Annotated in this window: 21 protein-coding genes and 1 pseudogene; 17 read left to right on the plus strand and 5 right to left on the minus strand. The window is 71.6% G+C overall.

The genetic code is table 11. The annotated features are described in order from the left end of the window. Positions 1 to 37: 37 nt before the first annotated feature. The 9 genes and pseudogenes from OG625_RS01380 to OG625_RS01420 form a co-directional block, all read left to right on the plus strand. Positions 38 to 142 (plus strand): annotated as a pseudogene (locus OG625_RS01380) (oxidoreductase); the annotation flags it as partial. A gap of 490 nt (positions 143 to 632) precedes the next feature. Next, complete coding sequence (locus tag OG625_RS01385) at positions 633 to 1,151, plus strand: hypothetical protein (protein ID WP_329376094.1); 519 nt, start codon at positions 633 to 635, stop codon at positions 1,149 to 1,151. An 81-nt stretch (positions 1,152 to 1,232) separates the two neighbouring features. Next, the gene (locus OG625_RS01390; RefSeq protein ID WP_329376096.1) at positions 1,233 to 2,081 is read left to right on the plus strand and encodes a DUF4097 family beta strand repeat-containing protein; all 849 of its coding nucleotides are present in this window, start codon (positions 1,233 to 1,235) and stop codon (positions 2,079 to 2,081) included. A gap of 85 nt (positions 2,082 to 2,166) precedes the next feature. Further along, positions 2,167 to 3,177, plus strand: a complete 1,011-nt coding sequence (locus OG625_RS01395; protein ID WP_443067658.1) for an ATP-binding cassette domain-containing protein — start codon at positions 2,167 to 2,169, stop codon at positions 3,175 to 3,177. Continuing rightward, a complete protein-coding gene (locus OG625_RS01400; protein WP_329376100.1) occupies positions 3,174 to 3,965 on the plus strand; it encodes an ABC transporter permease in 792 nt (263 codons plus the stop codon). The genes OG625_RS01395 and OG625_RS01400 overlap by 4 nt, the downstream gene beginning before the upstream one ends. Positions 3,966 to 4,020: 55 nt before the next feature. Then, the gene (locus OG625_RS01405; protein WP_329376102.1) at positions 4,021 to 5,238 is read left to right on the plus strand and encodes a sensor histidine kinase; all 1,218 of its coding nucleotides are present in this window, start codon (positions 4,021 to 4,023) and stop codon (positions 5,236 to 5,238) included. A 23-nt stretch (positions 5,239 to 5,261) separates the two neighbouring features. Then, positions 5,262 to 5,936, plus strand: coding sequence for a response regulator transcription factor (locus OG625_RS01410; RefSeq protein WP_329376104.1), 675 nt, complete (start codon positions 5,262 to 5,264; stop codon positions 5,934 to 5,936). Positions 5,937 to 6,406: 470 nt separating this feature from the next. Further along, positions 6,407 to 8,602, plus strand: a complete 2,196-nt coding sequence (locus OG625_RS01415; protein WP_443067659.1) for an MMPL family transporter — start codon at positions 6,407 to 6,409, stop codon at positions 8,600 to 8,602. A 155-nt stretch (positions 8,603 to 8,757) separates the two neighbouring features. Next, positions 8,758 to 9,099 (plus strand): hypothetical protein, encoded by a 342-nt coding sequence (locus OG625_RS01420; protein WP_329376106.1) that lies wholly within the window; start codon positions 8,758 to 8,760, stop codon positions 9,097 to 9,099. Between the two features lie 41 nt (positions 9,100 to 9,140). Here OG625_RS01420 and OG625_RS01425 read toward each other — a convergent pair whose 3' ends face one another. Continuing rightward, complete coding sequence (locus OG625_RS01425) at positions 9,141 to 9,701, minus strand: DUF4352 domain-containing protein (protein WP_329376108.1); 561 nt, start codon at positions 9,699 to 9,701, stop codon at positions 9,141 to 9,143. A 223-nt stretch (positions 9,702 to 9,924) separates the two neighbouring features. Between OG625_RS01425 and OG625_RS01430 the strand changes: the two genes are divergently transcribed. From OG625_RS01430 to OG625_RS01440, 3 genes are all read left to right on the plus strand, one after another. Then, positions 9,925 to 10,332 carry a YciI family protein gene (locus OG625_RS01430; protein WP_329376110.1) on the plus strand — a complete coding sequence of 136 codons (408 nt, stop codon included), beginning with the start codon at positions 9,925 to 9,927 and terminating at the stop codon, positions 10,330 to 10,332. 8 nt (positions 10,333 to 10,340) lie between these two features. Beyond that, a complete protein-coding gene (locus tag OG625_RS01435) occupies positions 10,341 to 11,486 on the plus strand; it encodes an RNA polymerase sigma factor (RefSeq protein WP_329390374.1) in 1,146 nt (381 codons plus the stop codon). A gap of 158 nt (positions 11,487 to 11,644) precedes the next feature. Continuing rightward, positions 11,645 to 13,417, plus strand: a complete 1,773-nt coding sequence (locus OG625_RS01440; protein ID WP_329376113.1) for a chloride channel protein — start codon at positions 11,645 to 11,647, stop codon at positions 13,415 to 13,417. 26 nt (positions 13,418 to 13,443) lie between these two features. Here the strand turns inward: OG625_RS01440 and ligA are convergent, their stop codons facing one another. From ligA to OG625_RS01460, 4 genes are all read right to left on the minus strand, one after another. Further along, on the minus strand, positions 13,444 to 15,504 hold the full coding sequence (gene ligA / locus OG625_RS01445; RefSeq protein WP_329376115.1) for an NAD-dependent DNA ligase LigA: 2,061 nt from the start codon (positions 15,502 to 15,504) through the stop codon (positions 13,444 to 13,446). An 84-nt stretch (positions 15,505 to 15,588) separates the two neighbouring features. Continuing rightward, positions 15,589 to 16,542 (minus strand): ABC transporter permease, encoded by a 954-nt coding sequence (locus OG625_RS01450; RefSeq protein WP_329376117.1) that lies wholly within the window; start codon positions 16,540 to 16,542, stop codon positions 15,589 to 15,591. Further along, entirely contained in the window at positions 16,539 to 17,426 is an 888-nt protein-coding gene (locus tag OG625_RS01455; protein WP_329376119.1) for an ABC transporter ATP-binding protein, read from the minus strand. Before OG625_RS01455 ends, OG625_RS01450 begins: the two co-directional genes overlap by 4 nt. Beyond that, positions 17,423 to 17,812, minus strand: a complete 390-nt coding sequence (locus OG625_RS01460; protein WP_329376121.1) for a GntR family transcriptional regulator — start codon at positions 17,810 to 17,812, stop codon at positions 17,423 to 17,425. The genes OG625_RS01455 and OG625_RS01460 overlap by 4 nt, the downstream gene beginning before the upstream one ends. Positions 17,813 to 18,023: 211 nt before the next feature. Here OG625_RS01460 and OG625_RS01470 point away from each other — a divergent pair, with 211 nt between their 5' ends. The 5 genes from OG625_RS01470 (at position 18,024) to OG625_RS01490 (ending at position 22,434) form a co-directional block, all read left to right on the plus strand. After that, complete coding sequence (locus OG625_RS01470) at positions 18,024 to 18,431, plus strand: DUF3224 domain-containing protein (protein WP_329376124.1); 408 nt, start codon at positions 18,024 to 18,026, stop codon at positions 18,429 to 18,431. A gap of 133 nt (positions 18,432 to 18,564) precedes the next feature. Then, entirely contained in the window at positions 18,565 to 19,347 is a 783-nt protein-coding gene (locus OG625_RS01475) for a cupin domain-containing protein (protein ID WP_329376127.1), read from the plus strand. Then, positions 19,344 to 20,420 carry a hypothetical protein gene (locus OG625_RS01480; protein ID WP_329376129.1) on the plus strand — a complete coding sequence of 359 codons (1,077 nt, stop codon included), beginning with the start codon at positions 19,344 to 19,346 and terminating at the stop codon, positions 20,418 to 20,420. The genes OG625_RS01475 and OG625_RS01480 overlap by 4 nt, the downstream gene beginning before the upstream one ends. Further along, the gene (locus tag OG625_RS01485; protein WP_329376131.1) at positions 20,417 to 21,502 is read left to right on the plus strand and encodes a hypothetical protein; all 1,086 of its coding nucleotides are present in this window, start codon (positions 20,417 to 20,419) and stop codon (positions 21,500 to 21,502) included. Before OG625_RS01480 ends, OG625_RS01485 begins: the two co-directional genes overlap by 4 nt. Further along, positions 21,499 to 22,434 carry a hypothetical protein gene (locus OG625_RS01490; protein ID WP_329376133.1) on the plus strand — a complete coding sequence of 312 codons (936 nt, stop codon included), beginning with the start codon at positions 21,499 to 21,501 and terminating at the stop codon, positions 22,432 to 22,434. The genes OG625_RS01485 and OG625_RS01490 overlap by 4 nt, the downstream gene beginning before the upstream one ends. Positions 22,435 to 22,442: the final 8 nt, after the last annotated feature.

Consider the following 22,442-nt stretch of genomic DNA (forward strand, 5'->3'; position numbering starts at 1 on the left):
AATTGCCGCCCCCGCCGAATTCCTTGAGCCCGGGTCAACGCCCCGCGAGATGACGGAGGCCGACATCCGGCAGACGGTCGAGGACTTCGCCGCGGCCGCCCGCAACGCCGTCGAGGCGGGTTTCGACGGCGTCGAGCTGCACTGCGGCTCTCGCCCGGCATCACCGTCAGCGGCATGGAAGGCACCGAGAGCGACACCACCGGATCCTGGCCGTGTCGTACGGGGTGGCGCATCGTCACGTCCTACTCGGACGGGTCCCAGGCCCAGAGCAGGTCGAGCGGACGCGGCGACCACGGCACGGAAGGCGGTCGATCGTTCGTCGATCAGCCGCAGCAGATGGGGAAGTCCAGAGTCTTTTCCACTTCGGCTGTCTATCACCGTGCTCCGCCATCCGGAGAGCGATTTTCACAGCCGGCCCGACCGTGGCACCACACGGCGCCACCTAAGTGCCACCTGGCTCCATTCGGTGGCACTCCGCACCCCGCGGAGCCGCATGAGTGCGCATGGCGCCACAGCGAATCGAGGCAGGATCTCCTCGTTTACGCAGGTAGAGAGCCTGCAGGCAAGGTCGACGCACACACGCACACCTGACAGGCTTGCACATGGCGCCAGAGTGGTGTCACCATGGCGTCATGGACCTCACCCCGTATGTCGACACTCTTCGCCGCGAACTCGCGGTGGCCGCCGAGGCCGGAGGCGACGAAGCCCGCGAGCTGGCCGAGAGGCTCACCGCTCCCCTGGAGTCGGCGACCCGGCTGACCATGCTCAACGTGCTCTCCGCCGCGATGGCCGAGGTCACCCGCGAGCTCGCCCCCGGATCGGTCGACGTACGGCTGCGCGGCCTCGACCCCGACTTCGTGGTGACCCTGCCGCCCACCGACGGCGGCGCCCCCGTGGAGCCGGCCACACCCGTCGAACCCTTCACGGCGCCGGCCCCGGCCGACGGCGACGAGGGGGGCACCGCCCGCGTCAATCTGCGCCTGCCGGCCCACCTCAAGGCACGCGCCGAGGAGGCCGCGAGCCGCGAGGGCCTGTCGGTCAACGCGTGGCTGGTGCGGGCCGTATCGGCCGCCGTTGACGGCGGCACCCGGCCGCGCCCGACGGAGAAGGCCCAGAGCCTCGGGCAGAGCTTCACGGGCTGGGTGCGCTAGCCGCGCGTCGCCCGCACCACTTCACCCACACCACGTCCCACCAGCGGGGACGCCTTGAAGACCCAAGAGGACGGGACAGCCATGCCTTCTTTCGACACTCCCGAACCGATCTCGGTCACCGCTCGCGTGGAGGCCGGTGCCATCCAGTTCACCGCGGGCGAGCGCCTGGACACCGTCGTCGAAGTGCGGCCGCGCGACCCGAAGCGGGACCTGGACGTGCGGGCGGCCGACCAGACGGAGGTCACGTACGCGAGCGGCGTACTGACCGTCAGGACGCCCAAGTCCAATCTGTTCGGCCTCGGCCGCACCGGCACCGTCGACGTGACGGTCGAACTGCCCGCGGGCTCGCGCATCGACATGACCGGCGCCTGGGCCCAGGTACTCGGCGAGGGACGGCTCGGCGAGGTCCACGTGAAGACCTCGTCCGGCGACGTCCGCCTCGACACCACCGGCCCGCTGAATCTGACCGCATCGCACGGCTCGATCACCGTGGACCGGGTCGAGGGCGCGGCCGAGATCACGACCAGCTCCGGAAGCCTGCGCGTCGGCCTCGTCGACGGCCCCGCCGTCCTGAAGAACTCGCACGGCAGCACGACCATCGGGGCTGCGACCGGCGAATTGCGGGTGAGCGGCGCCAACGGTGACATCGAGATCCGGCGCGCGGAGGACTCGGTCACCGCCACCACCGCGCACGGCACCCTGCGTGTGGGTGAAGTGGCACGCGGCACCGTCCAGTTGGAGACCTCCTACGGCGCCATCGAGGTCGGCGTCCGCGAGGGCACGGCCGCCTGGCTCGACGTCAGCTCGGGCTCCGGTCAGGTACGCAACACGCTCACCGCGTCAGAGGCGCCGGAGTCCTCCGAGGACACCGTCAAGGTCCGCGCCCGTACCCGGCACGGCAACATCGACGTCCGCCGCGCCAAGGCCTGACCCCAGAACAACCGGAAAACCCCGAAGAACCAGTCCCGATCACCCGCTCCTCCCCCACCACTTCAGCCTTCGATCGGAGGGCCCCATGCCTTCGTTTGTCATGCCCACATCCACTCGCGATGAGGGCGGCCCGTCGCCGGTCGCCGTCTCCGCCGTCGGTCTGCGCAAGTCCTACGGCGACAAAGTCGTGCTCGATGGCGTCGACCTGCGCATTCCGGCCGGGTCCGTGTTCGCGCTGCTCGGCCCGAACGGCGCCGGCAAGACCACCGTCGTGAAGATCCTGTCCACGCTGATCGCCGTCGACGACGGGCGGGCCCAGGTCGCGGGACACGACCTCGCCACGTCGCCGGAGGGGGTCCGTGCCGCGATCGGTGTCACGGGCCAGTTCTCCGCGGTCGACGGCCTGATCACCGGCGAGGAGAACATGCTCCTCATGGCGGACCTCCACCACCTCTCCCGCAGCGAGGGCCGCCGGGTCACCACCGAACTCCTCGAACGCTTCGACCTCGTCGAAGCCGCCAAGAAGCCCGCCTCCACCTACTCCGGCGGCATGAAGCGCCGACTCGACATCGCCATGACCCTCGTCGGCAGCCCGCGAATCATCTTCCTCGACGAGCCGACCACCGGCCTCGACCCCCGCTCCCGCCACAACATGTGGCAGATCATCCGCGAGCTGGTCACCACCGGCGTCACCGTCTTCCTCACCACCCAGTACCTCGAAGAAGCCGACGAACTCGCCGACCGCATCGCCGTCCTCAACAACGGCAAGATCGCCGCCCAGGGCACCGCCGACGAACTCAAGCGCCTCATCCCCGGCGGCCACATCCGCCTCCGCTTCACCCACCCGGCCGACTACCGCAACGCCACCCACACCCTGCACGACGCCTCCCGCAACGACGAAGCCCTCACCCTCCAAATCCCCAGCGACGGCAGCCAGCGCGACCTGCGCACCATCCTCGACCGGCTCGACACCACCGGCATCGAAGCCGACGAACTCACCGTCCACACCCCCGACCTCGACGACGTGTTCTTCGCCCTCACCGGCACCACCACCGTCCCCACCCAGAACAACCAGCCCAAGGAGGCTGCCCGATGAGCTCCCTCTCCCTGGCCGTCCGTGACGCGTCCACGATGCTGCGGCGGAATCTGCTGCACGCGCGCCGCTACCCGTCCCTGACACTGAATCTGCTGCTCACGCCGGTCATGCTGCTGCTGCTCTTCGTCTACATCTTCGGCGACGTGATGAGCGCCGGTATCGGGGAAAGCGGGGCGGACCGGTCCGATTACCTCGCTTATCTCGTCCCGGGCATCCTGATGCTGACCATCGGCGGCACCACGATCGGCAGCGCGGTATCCGTCTCCACGGACATGAACGAGGGCATCATCGCCCGCTTCCGCACGATGGCGATCCACCGCGGGTCGGTGCTCATCGGACACGTCGTCGGCAGCGTGCTGCAGTGCGTGATGAGCGTGATCCTGGTCGGGGCCGTGGCGGTGGCCATCGGGTTCCGCGCCACCGCTGCCACCGCCCTGGAGTGGGTCCTGGCGGTGGGACTGCTGGCGCTCGTCTCGCTGGCGCTCACCTGGATCGCCGTCGGGATGGGCCTGACCAGCCCGAACGCCGAGGCAGCGAGCAACAACGCCCTGCCGCTGATGGTCCTGCCGCTCCTCTCCAGCGCCTTCGTTCCGGTCGAAGCGATGCCGGGCTGGTTCCAGCCGATCGCCGAGTACCAGCCCTTCACCCCGGCCATCGAAACCCTCCGGGGCCTGCTGCTCGGCAGCGAGATCGGCCACAACGGCTGGCTCGCCGCCGCCTGGTGCCTGGGTCTCGCCCTGCTCGGCTACCTCTGGTCCAAGTCGCTGTTCAACCGCGACCCGAAGTAGCCGGAGACCGACGGCGGACAGGGTGGAAAGCCGACCGGGACGTACCCTGGACGTCATGCCTTCCGAAGTGGTGCGGGCCTACCGGCTGGACCGAGTCGTCCTGGCGAGCGGTGTCGTCCTGGTCGCCGACTGCGCGCTGCGGAGCTTGGGCGCCGACCCTGACACGTCCTGGAGGACGGTGCTCGGCTGGGGACTGGCGCTCATCGGGTGGCTGGTCCTCGGCTTCCGCTTCTCCCACCCGGTAGCGGTCGGCGTGGTGGGTCTCGTAGCGGCCGTCGGGTACTACCTGATCGGCGAAGCCGACGGTCCCTCGCCGCTGATCGTGTTCATGGTGGCCCTGTACACCCTCGCCCGCGTCGGGCGACTGGCCGTGGTGGCCTCGCTCGCTGCCGTCGTCATGCTGATCCTCGGCTACGGCGAGTTCATCGACGTCGGCGACCAGCGCAAGGTCGACGACATGTCGATCGCCCTGCTCGCCGGCTGGTTCCTCAGCGTGATCGCTTTCGGCCACGCCATGCTCGTACGCCAGGCCTACCAGGCCGAGGCCGAGCAACGTGCCCTGGCCGCCGAGCGCGAGCGGGACGCCCGCGCGCTTCAGGCCGCCACCGAAGAGCGCCTGCGCATCGCCCGCGAACTGCACGACGTACTGGGCCACAACATCTCCCTCATGAACATCCAGGCCGCCGCAGCCCTGCACCGCAGCGCCAAGCGTCCCGGCGAGACCGCCGAACTCACCACGGCGCTGGAGTTCGTACGCGACGCCAGCCGGGACGCCCTGCGCGAAGTGCGCGCCACGCTCGGGGTCCTGCGCCAGGTGGACGACACGGCGCCCACCACGCCCGCGGCAGGCCTCGAGCGGCTCGGCGAACTCGTCGACCGGGCCGCCACCACGGGCCTGCGGGTCAGCCTCGAAGTCAGCGGAGACCCGATCCCCGTGTCCCCCCAGATATCACTGGCCGCCTACCGCATCGTTCAGGAGTCCCTCACCAACATCGCCCGCCATGCGGAGGCGGCCGGCGCCCGCATCGACCTCGACTACGGCCCGTACGAACTGCGCGTCCGCATCGACGACGACGGTCGGGGCACACCGGACACCGCGGGCGGCAGCGGCATCGCCGGAATGACCGAGCGCGCCCGCGCCCTCGGCGGCGAACTGACCGCGGCCAAAACCGAGTCGGGCTTCCGCGTCACGGCCCGTCTCCCCCTCGGCTCCGGTGACGCCGTGCCCGCACGTGAGGCCGTGGCCGCGGCGGGCTCCCCGAAGGCGAGCTGACGGCGAGGGCCTAGGCTGGAGCCATGATCGCGCGTATCAGAGTGCTGCTCGCCGATGACCAGAGGCTGGTTCGGGCCGGGTTCAGGTCGATCCTCGAGGACGAGGACGACATAGAGGTCGTGGGCGAGGCGCAGAACGGCACGGAAGCGGTCGCCCTCGCCCGCGAACTTCGGCCCGACATCGTCCTCATGGACGTACGGATGCCCGAAGAGGACGGCATAGCCGCGACCCGGCGGATCGTCGGCGACAAGGAACTCGCCGAGGTACGGGTCCTCATCCTCACCACCTTCGACATCGACGACTACGTCTACGACGCCCTGCGCGCGGGCGCCTCGGGCTTCCTCGTCAAGGACACCGAGCCGATGGAACTGCTCCACGGCATCCGGGTCTGCGCCCGGGGCGACGCACTGATCGCGCCCACCGTGACGCGCCGTCTGATCGCCGAGTTCGCCTCGCGGGTCAAGGTGCCCGACCCCAGCCCCCGCTTGAAGGCCCTGACCGAGCGCGAGCGTGAGGTGATGGGCCTGGTCGGTCTCGGCCTCAACAACGACGAGATCGCCCAGCGGCTCGTACTGAGCCCCTCCACCGCCAAGACCCACGTCAGCCGGATCATGACCAAACTGGACGTCCACGACCGCGCCCAGCTCGTCGTCCTCGCGTACGAGTCCGGCATGATCACCCCGGGCTGGCTCAGCTGACCCCCTGCCCGCAACTCCGGGAGTACTCCCCGGCTGCGGGCCACAACCCGTGGGGTAGCCGCGGTGTCGCCCGACGGCCGACGCGGCGAGGGGGGCCTCGCGGCGACATTGGGGGCGTGGAAATGAACCCCCGAACGCCGAAACGCCGAACCCCGAACCCCGATGCCCGAACCCCGATGCCCGATCCCCGATATCCCCGCCATCCCCGAACCGTCCGCCGGTCTCGGTGCCCCGCGACCGGCGGATGCCCTCCTCCACCGCCGCCCTGCCGCCCGGGCCTTGCGGTGAGGTGACCCCACGACGGACCTGCCGGCCGCAGCGGCCTGGCCTTGCGTCTCTCTGAAACCTCCCTGCCGCTCGCGCTGCCCTCCATGCCCGGCGTTGCCGTTCGCAGCTGACGTGCGCCCGGAGCCCGGCGCGGCCGTGCATCCGCACGTCATTGACAGATACAGATTCCAGGAATCGAGATCATGACCCTTACCGACAGGCTCTCATCGGATGCCTCCGGACCGGAATCCGGCCGTCCACAGCCTGAAGCCGGCGCCTTCGCCCGCATCGCCGCCTTAGCCCACCGCCGCCGTCGGTTCGCGCTGCTGCTGTGGGTTGCGCTGATGGTCGGAATCTGGACCGCCGCCTCGGCGCTGGGCAACGACTACCGCCAGGACTTCTCCCTCCCCGGCACGCAATCCCAGGCCGCCGCCGACCTCTTGTCCGAGCACGGCGCTGCCCGCGCCGGTGACACCGTACAGATCGTCCTCCGGGACCGGGGCGGGCTGAACGACCCGGAGGTGCGGCAGCGCGTCGGGGAGATGCTCACCGAAGTCGCCGAGCAGTCGCACGTCCAGTCGGTACGCAGTGTGTACGAAGATGCCGCCGCCGTCGCACCCGACGGCACCGTCGGCTATGCCACGGTCACGCTGGACCTTCCCTCCAAGGAGATCCCGAAGGAGGACGCCCGGCGACTCCTGGACACGGCGCAGCAGGCGGCGGGCGACGGCCTTGAGGTCGAACTGGGCGGTCAGGCGGCCCGGTTACTCGCCAAGGGAGGCGGCGGCGCGGCCGAGGGCGCGGGCATTCTCGCGGCCCTGGTCATCCTGGTCTTCATGTTCGGCACCATCATCGCCGCGGGTCTGCCGATCATCACCGCCGTCTTCGCGGTGGGTTCGACGCTGGGCGCCATCATCCTGGCCTCGCACGTGTTCACCATCGCCGACTACACGCCGTACGTGATGATGCTGGTCGGCCTCGGCGTCGGGATCGACTACGCGCTGCTGATCTTCGCCCGCTACCGCGCGGAACTGGTCAAGGGCGAGGACTCCGAGCGGGCGACCGTCGTGGCGTTCGATGTCGCGGGCCGCTCGGTCTTCTTCGCGGGGTGCACCGTCATCGTCGCCCTGCTCGGCCTGGTCGCGCTCGGCCTCGGCTCGCTCCAGGGCATGGCCCTGTCGGTGGCGCTGACGGTCCTGGTGACGATGGCGGCCTCGCTCACCCTGCTGCCCGCACTGCTCGGCGTCTTCGGCCCGCGCTTCGCCCGTCAGTTCACCGCCCGCGCCGCCGAGCGGCATGCGAAGGGCAAGGCCCCCGAGGGCACGGTCTGGCGCAACCTCGCCGCCAAGGTGCAGCGGCGGCCGCTCGCCGCGATGCTCATCGCCGGGGTCACGCTCGGCGCCCTGTGCCTGCCTGCCTTCGGCATGCGGCTCGGCTTCGCCGACGCGGGCAGCGACGCACCCACCACCACCAGCCGCAAGGCGTTCGACATGCTCACCGAGGGCTTCGGACCGGGCTTCAACGGCCCGCTGATCGTCGTGGTCGACGACCGCAAGGGCGGCAACGCAGAGCAGGCCGGCGCGGCCGCTGCCCGGGCCCTGAAGGAGATCCCCGGCGTCGAGGCCGTGTCCCCGCCGATCCCGACCCGGCACCCTGGTGTCGCCACCATGATCGCCTTCCCGACCACGTCGCCGCAGGACAAGGGCACGTCACGGCTGCTGGCCGACCTGCGGGACGACGTCCTGCCGGAGGTGACGCGGCAGAGCGGTGCCGAGTACCTGGTCGGCGGCGGAACCGCGGTCGCCGAGGACTACTCGGAGAAGGTCGCGGAGCGGATGCCGCTCTTCATGGCGATCGTCGTGGGCGTCTCGCTCATCCTGCTGATGATGGTGTTCCGTTCGGTGCTGGTCCCGCTCAAGGCCGCGATCCTGAACCTGCTGAGCATCGGCGCCGCGCTGGGTGCGATCACCCTGGTCTTCCAGGAAGGCTGGTTCGGTGTGGAGCCGGGCCCGATCGAGGCGTTCCTGCCGGTGATGATCTTCGCGGTGGTCTTCGGTCTCTCGATGGATTACGAGATCTTCCTGGTCTCCCGCATCCACGAGGAATGGATCAAGACCAAGGACCACGCCCTGTCGGTCCGTGAGGGCCTCGGCCACACCGGCTCGGTGATCAGCGCGGCCGGCGCGATCATGGTCGCGGTCTTCGGAGCCTTCATGCTCAGCGACGAACGACTGCTCCAGCAGACCGGCTTCGGCATGGCGGTGGCCATCTTCGTGGACGCGGTCGTCATCCGTCTGCTGATCGTGCCCGCGGCCATGCAGCTGATGGGCCGCTGGACCTGGTGGATGCCCGCCCCGCTGGCCCGCATCCTGCCGAAGGTGAGCCTGGAGAAGAGCTGACCCGGGAGCGACGCGGCTGCGACGCGGAGCGACTGGTGGCCGGGCTGGATGCCCGGCCACTTGTCCGCGTCCCGAGCCCGGAGCCTAGGGTGGTGGCCCGGAGAGTCCGCGCGGCCGGGAGACGGCAACGGACCGCCTTCCTACAGGAGTCACCCATGACGCACTCGCTCGACGGCCTCGTCTTCGTCCCCGTGGCCGACCAGGCACCCGGCCAGGTCGGACGACAGACCCGCTTCGAGTACCACGAGCAGGACGGCCGCATCTGGGCCGACTACTCCGGCGGGGACGTGGTCAAGGGTTTCCTGGTCGGCACCCGGGCGGACGACACCGTCGATTTCCGCTACGTCCAGCTCCGCCACGACGGCACGACCGCCTCCGGGCATTGCGTCTCCCTGGTGACGAAGCTCCCCGACGGCCGCCTCCGGCTGGAAGAGACGTGGGTGTGGGAGTCCCAGGAAGGCAGCGGGACCAGCGCCGTCGAACAGCCACTGGACTGAGACGGCAGAGGCCCCACACGCCGACCGCGCGGCAGCGACCTTCAGAACCGGGCCAGAGCATCGTTGCGGGTTCCCGACACGGCTCCGCCGTCCAGCTTCCACTCGCCCACGTCGTCGGCGAACCCGCTGTTCGGGGTGAACTGCACAGTGGCCGGCTTGGACCCGTCGGGCAGTTCGAAGGTGAGGTAGCCGAGTGCGGTGTTGCCGGGCGTGATGGTCAGCGACACGGGCAACCGCGGCCCTGCCGTGGTCTTCGCCACGACGTCCGCGTCGAACTGCTGCCCCTCGGTGTCGATGAGGGTGGCGCCGTTCACCGGGCTGTCCTTGTACGGGACCGTTCCGGAATTCTTGAGCCGGAACTGGACCGAGACGTAGCGGTTCCCCGGATCGGGCTCGAAGAACTCCTGGGCCGATGCGGCCGGGTCGACCACCTTCAGGACGGTGACGTCGACCTTCTCGCCCCTCTGGCCGTTGAGGGTGACGGTCGTCCCCAGGGGGACGGGCTCAAAGGGCGCTGCGGAGGGCGCTGCGGACGCCTGCGCGCCCATTCCGCCCGCGACGAGCGCGAGTGCTGCCAAGAGCGAGGCCGGTACACGGCGCATTGCTCCTCCCGGTGGGCTCGTCCCCGAGGTCCCGTGGCTGCAGCCGACATCCACGATCCTCCCCGGAGGGCCGCCCCGCCAGTCCGTGCACCGGGACGCCGCCCGAGAGGCCGCCCGAGAGGCCGAAAAATCATCGGCCGGCGATGTCGAGAACCCGTGGCCCGCTCCGTCCCTGCTGTGAACGCGACCACAATGGTTCGCACCAGCACCGAGGAGAAGAGCAATGCCCAAGTACTTGCTGCTCAAGCACTACCGTGGCGCCCCGACCGCGGTCAATGACGTACCGATGGACCAGTGGACGCCGGAGGAGATCTCGGACCACGTCCAGTACATGCACGATTTCGCGGCCCGGCTCGAGGAGACCGGCGAGTTCGTCGACGGGCAGGCGCTCGCCCCCGGGGGGACGTTCGTCCGGTACGACGGCGAGGGGCGCCCGCCGGTCACCGACGGCCCGTTCGCCGAGACCAAGGACCTCATCGCCGGCTGGATGGTGATCGACGTCGACAGCTACGAGCGCGCCGTCGAGCTGGCCGGGGAGCTGTCGGCCGCCCCCGGGGCGGGCGGCAAGCCGATCCACGAGTGGCTGGAGCTGCGCCCCTTCCTGGCCGCGCCGCCGACCATCACGGAGTGAGCTCCGCACTGGACGAGATCCTGCTCCGCAGCCTCACTCCCAGCGTGCTCGGAATCCTCGTCCGCCGCGGAGCCGATTTCGCGGCGGCCGAGGACGCCGTGCAGGACGCGCTGGTCGAGGCGGTCCGCGTCTGGCCGGCCGATCCTCCACGGGATCCGAAGGGCTGGCTGGTCACCGTGGCCTGGCGCCGGTTCCTCGACGCGACCCGGGCGGACTCGGCCCGGCGCCGGCGTGAAGACCTCGTCGGCGAGGAGCCGGAGCGCGGGCCCGCGCCCGCGGTGGACGACACGCTCCAGCTGTACTTCCTGTGCGCCCACCCGTCGCTGACGCCGTCCTCCGCGGTCGCGCTCACGCTGCGCGCCGTCGGCGGGCTGACCACCCGCCAGATCGCCCGGGCCTACCTGGTGCCCGAGGCGACGATGGCGCAGCGGATCAGCCGGGCCAAACGTACGGTCTCGGGCGTACAGTTCGACCGGACCGGCGATGTCGCCACGGTGCTGCGCGTCCTCTACCTGGTCTTCAACGAGGGCTACTCCGGCGACGTCGACCTCGCCGCGGAGGCGATCCGGCTCACGCGACAGCTCGCGGCGACGATCGACCACCCCGAGGTGGCGGGGCTGCTCGCCCTCATGCTGCTGCACCACGCCCGGCGCGCCACCCGGACCGCGGCCGACGGAAGCCTGGTGCCGCTGGCCGAGCAGGAACGCGGCCGGTGGGACACCGGGGCGATCGCCGAGGGCGTCCGGATCCTGCAGGCGGCGCTGGCCCGCGACCGGCTGGGCGAGTTCCAGGCCCAGGCCGCCATCGCGGCGCTCCACGCGGACGCGCCCACCGCCGAGGAGACCGACTGGGTGCAGATCGTCGAGTGGTACGACGAGCTCGTGCGCCTGACCGACAGCCCGGTCGTACGGCTCAACCGCGCGGTGGCCGTCGGCGAGGCCGACGGCCCGCGCGCCGGCCTGGCGGCGCTCGCGGCGCTGGACGAGTCGCTGCCGCGCCACACCGCGGTGGCGGCGTACCTCCACGAGCGCGACGGCGACTTGGCGACGGCGGCACGGCTGTACGTGGAGGCGGCCCGGAAGGCACCGAACCTCGCCGAGCGCGACCATCTGACGCGTCAGGCCGCCCGGCTCAACGCCCGCGGGCGCCGCTGACGGTCGTGCTCGCGTCGGCCTCGCGTCGGCGCGGCGCATCACGGTGCACTGCCGACCGGGCCGGCGGGTGGCGGAGGGCGGGGCGAGGGCGGCCATACGGGTAGGAGGCGGCCCCGGTGACCGGCGCCGGGGCCGCTCGGCTCGCTCGTCTGTCCACCATGAGCAGCATGTTTGCGAAACTCACGGCCGCCTCCGGTCCGAGCCGCCTCCTCCGGGCCCTGCGCCGTACCCAGGGCGGTTTCGTCGTACTGGCCGTGCTGGTGGGCGTGGGCGCGGGGCTGGGGGCGGTGGGTTTCCGGTGGCTGATCGAAGGCGTCACCCGGGTGCTGTCCGGTTATCCGGACTACTCCGCCGTGGCCGGCGAGCCCAACCCCCTGGTGCCTTGGCTGGGCCCGTACTTCGTGCTCCTCGCGCCCGTGGTGGCGGGCGCCCTGTACGGGCCTTTGGTGTACAGGTACGCGCGGGAGGCCCGTGGCCACGGCGTTCCGGAGGTCATGTTCGCCGTCGCCCGGCTGGGTGGCCGGATCCCCCCTCGGGTCGCCGTGGTGAAGTCGCTCGCGTCCGCGCTGTGCATCGGGGGCGGCGGTTCGGTGGGCCGGGAGGGGCCGATCGTCCAGATCGGATCGGCGCTCGGGTCGAGCCTGGGCGTGCTGGTGCGGGTGGGCGAGGACCGGTTGAGGGTGCTGGTCGCGTGCGGGGCGGCGGGTGGCATCGCGGCGACGTTCAACGCGCCGCTGGCAGGGGTCTTCTTCGCGATGGAACTGATCCTGCGGGACTTCACCGCGCCGCGCTTCGGCATGGTGGTGCTGTCGTCCGTGACGGCCAGTGTGATCGCACGATCCATCCTGGGCGACGAGACCTTCCTCCAGCTGCCCGAGGTGGAGGTCGAACACCTCGCCTCGTACGTGTTCTTCGTCCTCCTCGGCGCGCTGGCCGGCGCGGTCGGGGTGCTGTTCACCAAGGTGCTGTACCTGGTGGAGGACGCGTGCGACACGGTGTGGCGGGGGCCCGAGTGGCTGCGTCCCGCCGTGGGCGGTGTGCTCCTCGGGGCGTTCCTGCTGGCTCTTCCGCAGATGTACGGGGTGGGCTATCCGGTCCTGGAGAAGGGCGTGAGCGGCGGGTACGCGGTCGGCTTCCTGCTCGTGCTGCTGATCGGGAAGATCCTGGCCTGCAGCCTGACGATCGGCATCGGCGGGTCGGGCGGGGTGTTCGCGCCGACCTTGTTCGTGGGGGCGATGCTGGGCAGTGCCGTCGGGCAGAGCCTCCATCACCTGGCGCCGGGTGTGACCGGGTCGCCCACCGCGTACGCGATCATCGCGATGGGCTCCGTGTTCGCCGGCGCCGCGCGCGCTCCCATCACCGCGGTGCTGATCATGTACGAGCTCACCGGCGATTACGGGATCATCCTGCCGCTGATGGCGGCCATCGCCGTGGCCACCGGGGTGAGCCGGGCCCTGAGCGACGAGACGGTCTACACCGCGAAACTGCTGCGCAGAGGAGTGGACTTGGACCTCACCGGGCCGGCCGCGATCAGCGTCACGTCGGTGATGACGGCTCCGCCCGCCGTGCTGGAGCCTGGAACGCCACTGCAGGAGGCGGCCGGTCTTCTCCTGGCCACGGGCAGCGGGTGCCTGCCGGTGGTCTCCGGCACCGGCGGCTATCAGGGCACGGTGAGCTCGGTGGTCGCGGCGGAGGCGCTCGCCGCGGGGACGCCCACGGACGAGCCCGTGGCCACGGTGCTCGACATGCCGAAGGGGGTGCGCGAGGAGGAGAGTCTGCAGGAGGCCCTGGCGCGGTTCGCCGCGTACGAGGGGGACGGGCTTCCCGTACTGGACGCGGAAGGGCGGCAGTTGGTCGGCTGGCTCTCGCACCGCACCGTGCTTTCGGCGGTGAGCGCGCCGGCCGGGCCCGGGGGCGGGCCCGGCTCCTGACGTGTGCCGTCGAACTACCCGGCGGATCAGCCGAGGTGGTCCGCGACGAGTTCGGCGAACGCCTCCGGTGTGAGGACCGTGACGCCCAGGTCAGCCGCCTTGAGGGCCTTGGAGCTCGGCTTGCCGCTCGGGGACGGCGCGCAGACCAGGTAGGTCGTCTTGGAGTTGACGCTGCTGCCCGCCTTGCCGCCGGCCTTCTCGATCAGGGTGTTCATCTCGGAGCGCCCCAGGTTCTCCAGGGGACCGCTCATCTTGCCGGTGACGACGACCGTCGCGTCCGCGAGCGGGCCGTCGCCGGTCGCCTTCGGCTCCTGCGGTTCCGTCATGTTGACCCCGGCCTCGACCAGTTTGTCGATGACCTGGGCCAAGAGGGCGACCTGCTCGACGATGACCGGTGCCTTCTCCTCACCTATGCCATCGACCTCCTTCATCAGCGCCGTGTCGGCTTGGCGGATCGCGTCCATGGTGCCGAAGTGCGCGGCTATGCGGCGGGACATGCTGCGGCCGGTGCCGAGGATGCCGAGGGCGCAGAAGACGCGGCTGAGCGGACGGGATCGGGCGGCCGCGATCTGCTCGGCCAGCTTCGCTCCGCGCTTGGCACTGCCGGAAGCCGCGGTGAGCTGCTCCTCTGTGAGGACGAACAGGTCGGCGACGTCCGTGACGGCGCCCGCCTCGATCAGGGCATTGACGTAGGTCTTGCCCAGGCCGTCGATGTCGAGCATGTCGCGCCCGGCCGCGTACTCGATCAGCGCGGGCAGGGCGCAGGCGCTGCCCTTGGCGCAGCGCCACCGCTCCTGACTCTTGTCGATCTCCCCACCGCAGTTGGGGCAGGCCGTGGGCAGTGGCACCTCCTGCGCGGTGTCCGGTCGCAGTCCGACGACGGCGGCCTGGACGCGGGGAATGATGTCGCCCGCCTTGTAGACCGTCACGGTGTCGCCGAGGTGGAGGTCGCGGCGGCGGATGTCGGCCGGGTTGTGAAGGGTGGCCCGGGTGACCGTGGAACCGTCGAGGTCCACCGGTTCGAGGATCGCGGTCGGGGCGAGCACTCCGGTACGCCCCACTTCCCAGGTCACGTCCTTGAGAACGGTGTGGCGCTCGACCGCGGGGAGTTTGAAGGCGATCGCCCAGTGCGGGAACCTGCTGCCGAACCCGGCCGCGGCCTGCTCCCCGGCGTCGTTCGCCTTGATCACGACGCCGTCGATGCCGAACGGCAGGTCCGGGCGCAGCGCGGCGATCGCGTCGACCTTCTGCTGTGCCTCGGCGAGGGTCGCCACCACGTGCAGTCCGGCGGGGGTGCCGGCCGTGGTCCGTACCCCCGCGTCGGCCACGGCGGCCAGGGTCTCGGCGTGAGTGGCCCCGGAGGGCGCGAAGGCGACGCCGTCGAGCTCGACCGCTCCGTACGCCCAGAACGTCATCGCGAGGCGGTAGGGGCGGTCCTTCGCGCGCAGGGTGCCGGCCGTGCCGTTGCGCGGGTTGGCGAAGACCTGCGCGCCGTGTGCGGTGCGGACCTCGTTCGCGGTCTCGAACTGCTCCCGGGTGAACAGGACCTCGCCGCGCACCTCGAACGTGGCCGGTACGGGCAGCTGCTCGGGCAGGCCCTCGATCGTGCCGATGACGTGGCTGACGTCCTCGCCGTGGGTGCCGTTGCCGCGAGTGACGATCTGCTCCAGCCGCCCGGCCCGGTAGCGGGCGGCGACGGCCGCGCCGTCCATCTTCGGCTCCACGGTGAACCCGCCGGCGGGTTCGTGGCCCAGGCGGCGCTGGAGGGACGTCCCCCAGGCGACGAGGCCGGCCGGGTCGAAGACGTTATCGAGGCTGAGCAGTCGCGTGGTGTGCGCGACATCGCCCACCGGGGCGGCTCCGTCCCCGACGAGGCCGGTCGGGGAGTCCGCGGCGACCTCGTCCGGGTGCGCCTGCTCCCAGGCCAGCACGGCGAGCCGGAGCCGGTCGTACGCGGCGTCGTCGAGCGGGCTGTCGCCATCGCCGTAGTACGCCTGGGAGACCTCGCGCAGGCGGGCGAGGGCGGCGTCGTAGTCTTCGCGGCCGGACATGACGGACAGCGCCTCATCGGCGTGAATGCTCTTCATGAACACGATCCTGGCCCATGGGTCTGACAACGCGCCCGGGCGGCCTCGCGCACTTCGGCTCGGCCGCCCGTCCCGTCCCGAACGTCAGGCCGCTCCTCGCCCGGCGCCGATCGCCGTGTCGCGGACGCGGACGAGCCGGAAGGCGGCGTAGAGGGCGATGGCGGCCAGGGCCAGCACGATGGAGGTTTCGATGAGCTGCGTCGGCCAGTAGTGCGAGACCGGGTGGAAGTCCGCGTACTGGCCGGTGACGTTCATGTCGGCGGGGCAGACCGTGAGGTTCTGCGTCCGCTCGAAACAGGCGTTCTCGGACAGGCGCTGCCCCGAGGCGGTGACGAGTCCCAAGTCCATCAGCAGGGCGGAGTGGGGCATCAGTTCCACCGGGCTCCCGGCGAGGGGAATGGTGTTGGTCTCCGCGGAAAGGAGTGACCACCGCAGGGCGCCGAGGACCAACAGGGTCAGGCCGGTGAGGAGACCGGTGACCGCCATGGCGGCGACGGTGCGCCGGACCAGCTGGCCGACGAGGGCACCGAGGGCCACGCCGAGCAGGCAGTAGGCGACGAGCACCGGTCCGGCGGCCTCGTACGGACCGCGGTCGGCCCAGTGGAGTTGCCACGTGCCGGACACCCGCGCCCAGCCAAGACGGTAGACCCCGGCCAGCGCGACCGCGCCGAGCACCGACACCGTCGCAGCCGCCAGGACCTTCGCGCCGAGCCAGGACTTCGCGGTGGACGACTGGGTGAGGGCGAGCCGCCAGGTGCCGCTCTCCAGCTCGCGGGCGATCATCGGTCCGGCCACGAAGGCCCCCACCAGCAACGGCAGGAACAGCAGGCTCGTGCCCGCGTACTCCATGAACATCCGCAGCACTCCGTACCCGCGGCCCGTGTACGACATCGGGTCGGAGTAGGGGTCGCCCGCCCACGAGCGCAGGGCGACCACCGCGGCGAGCCCGGCGGCCACGAGGGCGGGCAGCGCCCACAGCGCGCGCCGGTGCTGGCGCACCGTGACCCAGTACGGGCCCTTCAGCGTCAGCGCGCTCATGCCCGCACCCCCGTGGTGGTGAGGGAGCCGTCGGTGGCGAACGGCGGGGCGTCTGGTGAACGCAGATGGGCGAGCAAGAGTTCCTCCAGGGACGGGCGCGCCGTCTGCCAGGTCCGGCTGTCGACGGATCCCCCCAGCCTGACGAGTGCGGTGAGCTGACGACCCGTCGTACGGGTCTCGACGACGGTGTGGGCGGCGAGTTCGGCCGAGGCGTCGGCGGGGCCGGTCAGCAACCGGTGGGCCGCGCTGACCTCGTCGATGGGACCGGCGAGGCGGATGCGGCCTCCGTCGGCGAGCAGGAGGTGGTCGCAGGCCCCCTCCAGCTCGGTGAGGATGTGCGAGGACATCACCACGGAGGTGCCGTTATCGGCCGCGTCGGCCATCAGCGTGCCCATGAGCTGGTGCCGGGCGAGCGGGTCGAGGTCGGCCATCGGCTCGTCCAGGAGGAGCAGGCCGGGCCGCTTGCCGAGGGCCAGCGCCAGGGCGACGCGGGTGCGCTGGCCGCCGGAGAGACTGCGTACCTTCGCGAGGGGGTCGAGCCCCCCGGCCTCGACGATCCGCTGCGCCGTCTTCGCGTCCCAGCGGCCCGGGTTGAGCTCGGCGCCCATGCGCAGGGTCTCGCCGACGGTGAGCTGCGGGTAGAGGGGCTTGTCCTGGCCCACGTACGCCAGGGTCTCGCGCGGCGTCGAGCGAAGGGTGCCCTCGGTGGGACGAACGAGCCCGGCCGCTATGGCCAACAGGCTCGACTTGCCCGCCCCGTTCGGGCCTACGAGCGCACACACCCGACCCTCGGGCAGGCGGAAGGAACAGTCCCGCAGGGCCCAGCCTCCCCGGCGTCCGTAGCGCAGGCCGAGGCCCTCCGCCTCGATCACGGTGTCCGTCATGCGTCGCCGTCCCCCTTGAAGTGTTGTTCCAGTACGGATGTGAAGAGCGCGGCCACGTCGTCCCGTTCCAGCCCGGCTTCCCGGGCGCGCTGCGCCCAGTCGGCGAGTTCGTCGCGCAGCGGGGAGTCCGCCGGGGCGCTGCCCAGGGACTTGCTGATGAAGGTGCCGACGCCCCGCTTCGCCTCGACGAGTCCTTCGCGTTCCAGCTCGCGATAGGCCTTGAGGACGGTGTTCGGGTTGATGGCGGTGGCTTCCACCACCTCGCGCGCGGTGGGCAGTTTGTCCCCGGGTTCCAACAAGCCCAGACGCAGGGCCTGTTTGGTCTGCTGGACGATCTGCAGGTACGTGGCGATGCCGCTGCGCCGGTCGATGCGGTATTCCAGCACGCCAACAACACCCTTTCACTAGGTAAGTAGTGAAAGGGTGTTACAAGGGTGGGGCTCCTGTCAACTGGCCTCGGGTAACTCGGCCTCGGCCTCGGCCAGGTCCGGCACCGCGAAGCAGAGGTGGAGCTGCTGGGGAACGGTCTGGTCCGGCCAGCCGGGAGCCGGTCGCGGTCGCGCCGCGATTGTCAGACCCCTTCGGTACGGTCGGTGCATGAGAGCTACGGCAACGTTCAGCGTCAAGGCATTCGCTCCCACCGAGCTGCAGCCCGAGCCGGTCGTGACCACTGGGCTGCCGGTCGGTGTCGCGACCATGGAGAAGCACTTCGAGGGGGAGGCCGTGGGGCGCTCGGCGACCCTGTTCACCTCCGCGTTCGACCATGAGACCGGCGTCGGGGCCTACGTGGCCATGGAGTCGTTCGAAGGCTCGGTGCAGGGACGCGAGGGATCCTTCAACTTCGTGCACTCGGCGACGACGTCCGGCACCGACCGCACGGCGGAGTTCTTCACCATCGTGCCGTCGAGCGGCACCGGCGAGCTGGCCGGAATATCCGGGGCCGGGGGGATGGCCGTCGACGCCGACGGCACGCATCGCATCTGGTTCGACTACCAGGTCGGCTGAACGGAGCGCACCGGCCGGTCATCTGCCGGTTGCATCGAGTACGCCCTGAGTGCTCCCGTTCGTAGCGATCAGGGCCTTACCATGCGCGTGCGAGGCGCGTTGAGCGCACAGCGGGGCGTCAGGGGGAGGCGCGATGGCCGCACGACCGTACGACCGCACACCCGGACCGCACGAGATACCCGAAACCCTGCCCGACCACGCAGGCCGGGGGCTGCCCGGCGGGGTGGAGCTGTACCTGCTCGGTCCGGACGGAGGCATCGTCCTGGCAGACCGGGAGGGGACCCGGGAGCTGGGGCCGGAGCGGGACTTCCTGCGGTTCATCGACGACGGGCAGTTCGCGCACTACCTCGTGGGGGACGCCGCCACCTCGCCGGAGCGGCCCTCCAACGCCACCGTGAAGCTCGGGGTGGTGAGCCCGCGCAGTGCCTTCACCCCGCACGCGCACGGGGGCGAGCACTTCGTCCTCAGCCTCGGTCACGCCGCTTGTGGGCTCTATGACCCGGACCGCGGTCGCGTCAACGAAGTCCGGCTCGCGCCCGGCATGTTGATCCGGATTCCGGAGATGATGCCGCACTCCTTCGCGAACCGGGGTGACGCTCCGCTGACCATCCTCGCCGCCAACACGGGGTACGGGATCGACCACGAGGACTACGCGATCACCGCGGCGGAAGCCGAGCGACGGGCATCCGCCGGCCTGGTACGGACCGGCCTGGTGGGGCACGGCGCGCCGGCGGTCGTCACCGCCGCCGCCACGTCCACGTCCACGTCCACGTCCACCGATTACCAGGTGCTCGCCGCCGCACTGCGCGACATCGAGCGTGCCCAGCGGGTCCACGGCATCGCCGGCACCACCGTCCGCGAGCGGCTGGCCGCACGGCTGCGCCGGGCGGCGACCGCGCTGGAGGTCCGCCGGTGATCTGCCCGCACTGCGAACGCAGCCTGCTCCGCAAGGAGCGCACCGGCAACACCTGCAGTCACTGCGAGCGCCGCTACGCGCTGGACCCCAAGACCAACCCCCTGCGCCTCAACGACCTCCGAGTACAGCGGATCACCGCCGCGCTGACGGACAACGGCCGGGTCCGGATCACCCCGGACCAGCTGTGGTACGCACTGTCGCGCAAGCGGATCGGGGAAAGGGGGTTCGCGCCCGGATGCGCGGGCGGGGCGCTCGTCGGCGCCGGGTTCGTCACCATCTGGGGCCTCGTCGCCGAGGCCTCGTTCGTGCTGTACGTCTCCGGGGCCCTGCTGGCCACGGCCCTCGGCATCGTGATCGCCCGGCAGTTGGGGGCGGGCGGGGGCATCCTGCCCATGAGTCGCGGAGCCTTCCGCTCCGAGGCGCTCGCCGAGTGGCAGCGCGTGTACGGGAGCCTGCCGCCGGGCGTGGTCGACAACAGCGGCCGTCCTTGGCCCCCGCGGCCGGCCGCCGACTCGCCGAACCCCAACGCCGTGCTCGTCTGCCCCGATCCTTCCATCGCCGTGTTCCTCGCGGCCAACGGCCTGCCCGACCGCCACGGCATCGCCCTCGTCCAGGGACTCGAGCACGTGCGGGCCCTGCTCCCCCACCTGCCGCCGCGCGGTCCGGTCCTGGTGCTCCGCGACGCCGACGCGGGCGGTGAACTGCTCGTGCGCCGGCTCCGCGCGGACTTCCCCGGCCGCCCGGTGATCGACGCGGGAGTGTCGCTGCGTACGATCCGCGGCCTGCCGCAAGCCGTCGCGTACCGCGACCCCGTCCGAAAGCCCACGGCGGACGAGGTGGGCCGGCTCACCGCGCTCGGCGAGTTCAGCGCCGAGGAGCTGAAGTGGCTGGCACAAGGCTGGCGGTTCCCGCTGGTCGGCGTCCCTCCGGTCCGGCTGCTGAGCGTGCTCGACCGGCTCGCCGAGCAGATCGGCCGCAGTGTCGACGGCGAGCGGCGCGACGCCTCGGAGGTCGGCTTCATGACCTGGCCGGGGGCGGCCGGGGACGGCCCGGATCCGGCGGGCGGACGATGATCTGCCCGAACTGCTCGACCGAGCTGAAGCGTACGGAGCGCACGGGCCAGGTCTGCTCCCACTGCCACCGCCGCTTCGCCCTGGACCCGAAGCGGCACGGCCTCGGCATGCACGACCTGCGGATCCGCCGGTGCGTGGAGTCCATCACCGACGGCGGCCGGCTCCAGGTGACCGTCACCCAGCTCTGGTACCACTCCCGTACCCGGAGCAGCGCATGGAGTGCGCGCGAAGCACGCGGGATCCGGCCCGGCATCCGCTGGACCGCGGCGTGGGCCGTCTGCGCCGCGCTCCTGGTGTGCGGAGCCCGCACCACCGGCGCCCTCACGGCCCTGGCCTGGGGCGGGATCGTGGCCGTCCTCCTGGTGGCTGGACGCATCCCCTACGAATCGGCCCTTCGCGCGGGTTGGTGGATCAGCCCCGCCGAGGAGCCCTTCCGGCAGATGATGACCGGTGCCTGGAAGCAGGCGTACGGGGCCCTGCCCGTAGGCGTGGTGAACGACGAGCGGTTCACCCCCCGGCCCACCCGACCCCAGCCGACCAGCCCCAAGGCCGTGCTCCTGTGCACGGACCGCGCCGTCGCGGTGTTCCTCCGGGCCAACGACTTCCCGCTGCGTCTGGGGGCCGTTCTGGTGGAGGCGGAACCGGAATCCGCCCACGACGCCCTCGTCAAGGTACCGGGCACGCTCCCGGTCGTGCTGCTGCACGACGCGAGCGCGCTCGGCGCGCTGTTGGCGCCCCTCCTGCGCATCGCCCATCCGGAGCGGACCGTGGTGGACGCCGGGCTGCCGGTGACCGTGGTCCGGCGACGAAAGGGCGCGGTCCACCGGATCTCGCCCGTCCCGGGCGTCGACGCCGAGCAACTGCGGGCGGTGGCGGGCCTGTCCGAGGAGGACGCCGTCTGGCTGGCCGAGGGGTTCTGGAGCCCGATCGCGGCCGTACCCCCGCCGCTGCTCGCCACCGTGGTCGAAGAGGCGGTCGAACGGGCCGTGGCCTCGACAGGTGCACGGCCGGACTCCGCGCCGGCGTACGGCTTCCTGACCTGGCCGGACACCCCCGGGACGAAAGGCGCGCCCACCACATGAGCACCGGCACCAGCAGCAGCACCAGCGCGAGTACGAGCAGGGGTACGGGTCGGCCTCGCTCCGCGTCCACCCGCAACGGAACACCCGCCTTCGGCGACCGCCTCCTCGACCTGGCGATCGGCGCGGCCGCCGTCCGCGCGGCCGACCCCGACGGACTCCGGTTCACGGAGCGTCAGCTCTACTACGAGACCTGCCGGGTGCTCAGCCCTGCGGCCCCGCTCCTGCGCCGCGTCCCCGGCTCACCACCACCGACCCTGCGCCTGCCCTCGTTCACCCGCGCCCTGGACGCGCGCGGCCGGCAGACCGTACCGGGGCTGCTGCCGGCCACCCGTCCCACCACCGCGGGGGGCCTTGGGCAGCACCGGCCGGCAGAACCGGACCTGTACGACTACGGACTCCCCCGGCTGCTGCTCTGCCAGGACCACTCGATCGCCGCGATGCTGCTCGCCAACCACGTCCACCTGGAGGCGGCCTGCCCCGTCCTCGCGCTACCCGACGCGCTGCCCCTGGATCCCCGGCTCCTCGCCGCGCTGGAGCGGGCGGACGGCGCCACGGTGCACGTCCTGCACGACGCGAGCCCCGAAGGCGTGACGCTCCCGGCCCGGGTACGGGCCGCGCTCGGCCCCGTCCCGGGGGTCCGGGTCGGCTCCCTGGGGCTCGTACCGCGGCACGCCGCCACCCTACGGCTGCCTTCCGGACGCGGCCCGGGCCTCACCCCGGCGGCGGGCGCCGACTGGCCGGCGGCTCTGCGGCCGCGCGAGGCCGCGTGGCTGGCACGGGGCCGGTTCGCCGAGGTGGCCGCCGTACCGCCGGCCCGGCTCGTACGGACCGTACTGCGTCTGACCCGGGGGCCGCGGCCGACCCGCGACTCCATGTGGGGCGAGCTGAGCGGTCTGCGCACCGCCGGATTCATGACCTGGCCCACCGCGTGAACGGCCCC

Source organism: Streptomyces sp. NBC_01351, assembly GCF_036237315.1.
GTDB lineage: Bacteria > Actinomycetota > Actinomycetes > Streptomycetales > Streptomycetaceae > Streptomyces.